Raw genomic sequence first — 4,402 nt, 5'->3', positions numbered from 1 at the left:
CGCCGCCGCCCCGAAGGCCGCGCCCGACGCGCCCCGCCCTGCGCGCGCCCCCCGCGCCCGCCAGCCGAAGGTGGCGCCCGCCCTGCTCGACCGGCTGGTCGCCGCCGCGCAGAAGAGCCTGGAGGACGACAAGGCCGAGAACATCGTCGTGCTCGACGTCACCGGACGCGCCGACTACGCCGACCGCCTGGTCATCGCCACAGGCCTGGCCGACCGGCAGATCCAGGCGATGGCGACGCATCTGGAGGACGCCTTCGAGAAGGAGGGCCTGAAGCTGCGCCGCGACGCCACCCAGGCCTCGCCCGACTGGGTGCTGATCGATGCCGGCGACCTGGTGGTGCACCTGTTCAAGCCGGAGGCGCGCAGCCTCTACGCGCTGGAGCGGATGTGGGGGCCGGACAGCCCCTCCGCCCCGCATCTGGAGCCAGACCGCACGCCGCTGCCCGATGACGGGTCCGGCGGGTCCACGGCCACGGAAGACGACGACGAATAGGCTCGCGATCGTCGCGGTCGGCAGGCTGCGGCCGGGGCCGGAGCGCGACCTCTACGAGCACTACGCCGCCCGCCTGCGCCCGCCGCCTGCGGTGACGGAGATTCCGGAAGCGCGCGGCAGCGCGGCGGAGGTGCGCCGGCGGGAGGGCGCAGCGTTGCTCGCCGCGCTGCCGGCCAACGCGACGGCGATCGCGCTGGACCTGGGCGGCGAGGCGCCGTCCAGCGAGGGCTTCGCCGCCCTGCTGGACCGCTGCGCCGCCACCGGGAAGCCCGTCGCCTTCGTCATCGGCGGCGCGGAGGGGCTGGATCCGGATGTGCTGGCCCGCGTCGCGCATCGCCTGGCGCTGGGGCCGATGACCTGGCCGCATTTCCTGGTGCGCGGGATGCTGGCCGAGCAGCTCTACCGGGCGCAGGCAATCAGGCAGAACCACCCCTATCACCGGGCCTGGCGGCCGGGGTGAGTCCCTCCCGCACAGCCGGTGGAGGGAGTAGAACCGCCGCATGACCCTGCTGATCCTCGCCGCCGCCCTCTGGCTGTTCATTCATATCGGCATCTCCGGCACGAAGCTGCGTGACGCGGTGGTGGCGCGTCTGGGCGAAGGGCGGTTCATGATCGCCTTCTCCGTCGCATCGGTCGTGTCGATCGTGCTGCTCGTGCTGGCCTGGCAGAACGCCGAGACGAGCTTCCTTTGGGCTGCGCCGCCCTGGCTGCGCTGGATCCTGGCTCTCCTGATGCTGCCGGCCTTCGTGCTGTTCATGGCCAGCCACAAGCGCAACCCGACCGCGGTAGGCGGCAAGGGGCTGGGCGAGGAGCCGCGCGGCATCCAGCGCGTCACGCGCCACCCGATGCTGTGGTCCTTCACGATCTGGGCCCTGGTGCACCTGCTCGGCAATGGCGACACCGCCAGCCTGGTGTTCTTCGGCGCCTTCCTGGCCACGGCCCTGGCGGGCATGCCCTCGATCGACGCGAAGCTGGCGCGGCGGCACGGCGCGGCCTGGGAAGGCTTCGCGGCGCGGACCTCCATCGTCCCGTTCGGCGCCATCCTGGCGGGCCGCAACCGGCTGGTCCTGTCGGAGATCGGCTGGATGCCGCCGGTGGTGGGCCTGCTGCTGTGGGCGGCGCTGCTGCATTTCCACCGCGGCATCTTCGGCGTGCCCGCGCTGATCCTGGGGTGACTTGAATCCACCGGGCTCCCGCGCCATTCCCTGCGCCGCCGGAGCCGGGGGGCTGGGGATCATGCAGGAAGTTCTGACGCGGGCCGACGAGGCCGAGGCCACGCCGCGCGCCCGCGCCGCGCGGCTGGTCATGACACCGCTGTTCCAGCGCACGGTGATCGGGCTGATCCTACTGAACGCGGTGACGCTGGGGCTCGAGACCTCGGATTCGGTCATGGAGGCCTGGGGCGGCCTGCTGCATGCGGTGGACCGGGTGCTGCTGGTGGTGTTCACCGCCGAGCTCGCGCTGCGGATCTACGCCTTCCGCGGCCGCTTCTTCCGCGATCCCTGGGGCATCTTCGACCTGATCGTCGTCGGCATCGCGTGGCTGCCGGCCTCCGGCCCGCTTGCCGTGCTGCGGGCGCTGCGCGTCCTGCGCGTGCTGCGGCTGATGAGCGTGGTGCCCAGCCTGCGCAACGTGGTGGAGGCGATGCTGGCGGCGCTGCCGGGGATGGGCTCCATCGTGCTGCTGATGGTGCTGATCTTCTACGTCTTCGCGGTGATGGCGGTGAAGCTGTTCGGCGGCACGATGGAGGAGCAGTTCGGCGACCTCGGCACCGCGCTGTTCACGCTGTTCCAGCTGATGGCGATGGACGACTTCGGCAACATCGTCCGCCAGGCGATGGAGCACAGCCCGCTGGCCTGGCTGTTCTTCATCCCCTTCTCGGTGATCGCCACCTTCGTCGTGCTCAACCTGTTCATCGGCGTGATCGTGGAGAGCATCCAGACCCTGCGCGAGCAGCGCGAGAGCGCCGATGCCCGGGCGGCCCAGGTCGCCACCGATGCCGCGCGAAGCGAGGCGCACCTGGACGCGCAGACCCTGCTGGCGGAGATCCGCGCGCTGCGCGCGGAGGTCGCGGAGCTGCGGCGCGAGCGGGCCGGTTGACCCCGGGCGCGCCGCGGCCTAGCGCTGCGGCGAAGGAAATCCACAGGTCCGCCCCATGCCGAAGCCCGCGCACCGCCCCGTGATGCTCGTCATCCTCGACGGCTGGGGCTGGCGCGAGGAGGACGCCGACAACGCCGTGAAGCAGGCGAAGACGCCGTGCTTCGACGCGCTCTGGGCCAGGGGGCCGCACGCCTTCCTGCGCACCTCCGGCCGCGATGTCGGCCTGCCGGAGGGGCAGATGGGCAATTCCGAGGTCGGGCACCTCAACATCGGCGCGGGCCGCGTGGTGATGCAGGACCTCGTGCGGATCGACGCGGCGGTGGAGGATGGCAGCATCGCCACACTGCCGGGCTTCACGACTCTGGTGCAGAAGGTCAAGGCGGCGGGCGGGAAGCTGCATCTCTGCGGGCTGCTCTCGCCGGGTGGCGTGCACAGCCACCAGGACCACGCCGTCGCCCTGGCCCGCGCCGCCACCGCCGCGGGGCTCGAGGTGCTGGTGCATGCCTGGACCGATGGCCGCGACACGCCGCCGCAATCCGCCCCCGATTACCTCGCCCGCTTCGAGGCCGCGCTGCCGCCCGGCGCGCGCATCGCGACCGTCTGCGGCCGCTACTACGCCATGGACCGCGACAAGCGGTGGGAGCGCGTGAACCTGGCCTACGACCTTATGGTGACCGCCGACGCGCCGCGCTTTCCGACCGCGCAGGCGGCGGTGCAGGCGGCCTATGCCGACGGCAAGACAGACGAGTTCATCCTGCCCGCCGCGATCGGCGAGTACGGCCTGCGCGCGGATGGCGACCGTGGCGGGATGCAGCATGGCGACGGACTGCTCTGCTTCAACTTCCGCGCCGACCGCGTGCGCCAGATCCTGGCCGCGCTCCTCGACCCCGGCTTCGACGGCTTCGTGCCGGACCCGACGGTGCGCTTCGCCGCCGCCGCCGGGCTGACGGAGTACAGCGCCGCGCTGAACCCCTTCCTGCTCACTTTGTTCCCCCCGCAATCCATGGCCGACATCCTGGGCGAGGTGGTGAGCAGGGCGGGCCTCAGGCAGCTGCGCATGGCCGAGACCGAGAAGTATCCGCACGTCACCTACTTCCTGAACGGCGGCGAGGAAGCGGTCTATCCCGGCGAGGACCGCATCATGGTGCCCTCCCCCAAGGTCGCCACCTACGACCTGCAGCCGGAGATGTCGGCGCCGGAACTGACGGAGAAGGCGGTGCAGGCGATCCGCTCCGGCAGCTACGACCTGATCGTGCTGAACTTCGCCAATCCCGACATGGTCGGCCACACCGGCAGCCTGCCCGCCGCGATCAAGGCGGTGGAGACGGTGGATGCCGGCCTCTCCCGCATCAGCCAGGCGATTGCGGAGATGGACGGGCGCCTGCTTGTCACCGCCGACCACGGCAACGCCGAGCTGATGCGCGACCCTGCGACCGGCGGCCCGCACACGGCGCACACCACCAATCGGGTGCCCGTGCTGCTGCACAACGCGCCGCCGGGCACGGTGCTGGCCGATGGGCGCCTCGCCGACCTGGCGCCGACGCTGCTCGCCCTGCTCGGCCTGCCGCAGCCCGCGGCGATGACCGGCAGATCGCTGCTGCGGGGCGGGGCGGGATAGTCGCCACGCCGCATCGCTCTCCGCCGGCCGGCGGTCTCTGCTACAGCTTGGGCATGCTGCCCCGCCCGCGTGCCCTGCGGCCCGTCCTGCTCGCGCTGCTCTGCCTCGCCGCGCCCGCCGGCGCCCAGTCGCCGCGCGACCTGCGCGAGGCCGAGCGGGTGGCCCAGGAACGGCGCCGGGCCGCCGAGGAG

At 72.3% G+C, this 4,402-nt stretch carries 5 protein-coding genes; all 5 read left to right on the top strand.

Annotated features, from left to right (window positions below):
- A partial coding sequence (gene rsfS / locus OZN99_RS26355) for a ribosome silencing factor (protein WP_333779776.1) occupies positions 1–493 on the top strand: 493 nt, incomplete at its 5' end.
- Positions 447–953, top strand: a complete 507-nt coding sequence (locus OZN99_RS26350) for a 23S rRNA (pseudouridine(1915)-N(3))-methyltransferase RlmH (protein ID WP_270938205.1) — start codon at positions 447–449, stop codon at positions 951–953. The genes rsfS and OZN99_RS26350, both read left to right, overlap by 47 nt.
- 40 nt (positions 954–993) lie before the next feature.
- A complete protein-coding gene (locus tag OZN99_RS26345; protein WP_270938204.1) occupies positions 994–1,668 on the top strand; it encodes an NnrU family protein in 675 nt (224 codons plus the stop codon).
- Positions 1,669–1,729: 61 nt separating this feature from the next.
- Positions 1,730–2,593, top strand: coding sequence for an ion transporter (locus tag OZN99_RS26340; protein WP_270938203.1), 864 nt, complete (start codon positions 1,730–1,732; stop codon positions 2,591–2,593).
- A gap of 55 nt (positions 2,594–2,648) precedes the next feature.
- Positions 2,649–4,211 (top strand): 2,3-bisphosphoglycerate-independent phosphoglycerate mutase, encoded by a 1,563-nt coding sequence (gene gpmI / locus OZN99_RS26335; protein WP_270938202.1) that lies wholly within the window; start codon positions 2,649–2,651, stop codon positions 4,209–4,211.
- Positions 4,212–4,402 lie beyond the last annotated feature (191 nt).

Source organism: Falsiroseomonas oryzae (genome assembly GCF_027856955.1).
In the GTDB taxonomy this organism is placed as follows: Bacteria; Pseudomonadota; Alphaproteobacteria; order Acetobacterales; family Acetobacteraceae; genus Falsiroseomonas; species Falsiroseomonas oryzae.
This window is presented reverse-complemented; position numbering and strand designations above follow the sequence as displayed.

Excerpts from the sequence above, each read along its gene's own strand:
- OZN99_RS26340 (WP_270938203.1), top strand. The coding sequence starts at position 1,730 with ATGCAGGAAGTTCTGACGCGGGCCGACGAGGCCGAGGCCACGCCGCGC.
- OZN99_RS26350 (WP_270938205.1), top strand. The coding sequence starts at position 447 with ATGACGGGTCCGGCGGGTCCACGGCCACGGAAGACGACGACGAATAGG.
- gpmI (WP_270938202.1), top strand. The coding sequence starts at position 2,649 with ATGCCGAAGCCCGCGCACCGCCCCGTGATGCTCGTCATCCTCGACGGC.
- OZN99_RS26345 (WP_270938204.1), top strand. The coding sequence starts at position 994 with ATGACCCTGCTGATCCTCGCCGCCGCCCTCTGGCTGTTCATTCATATC.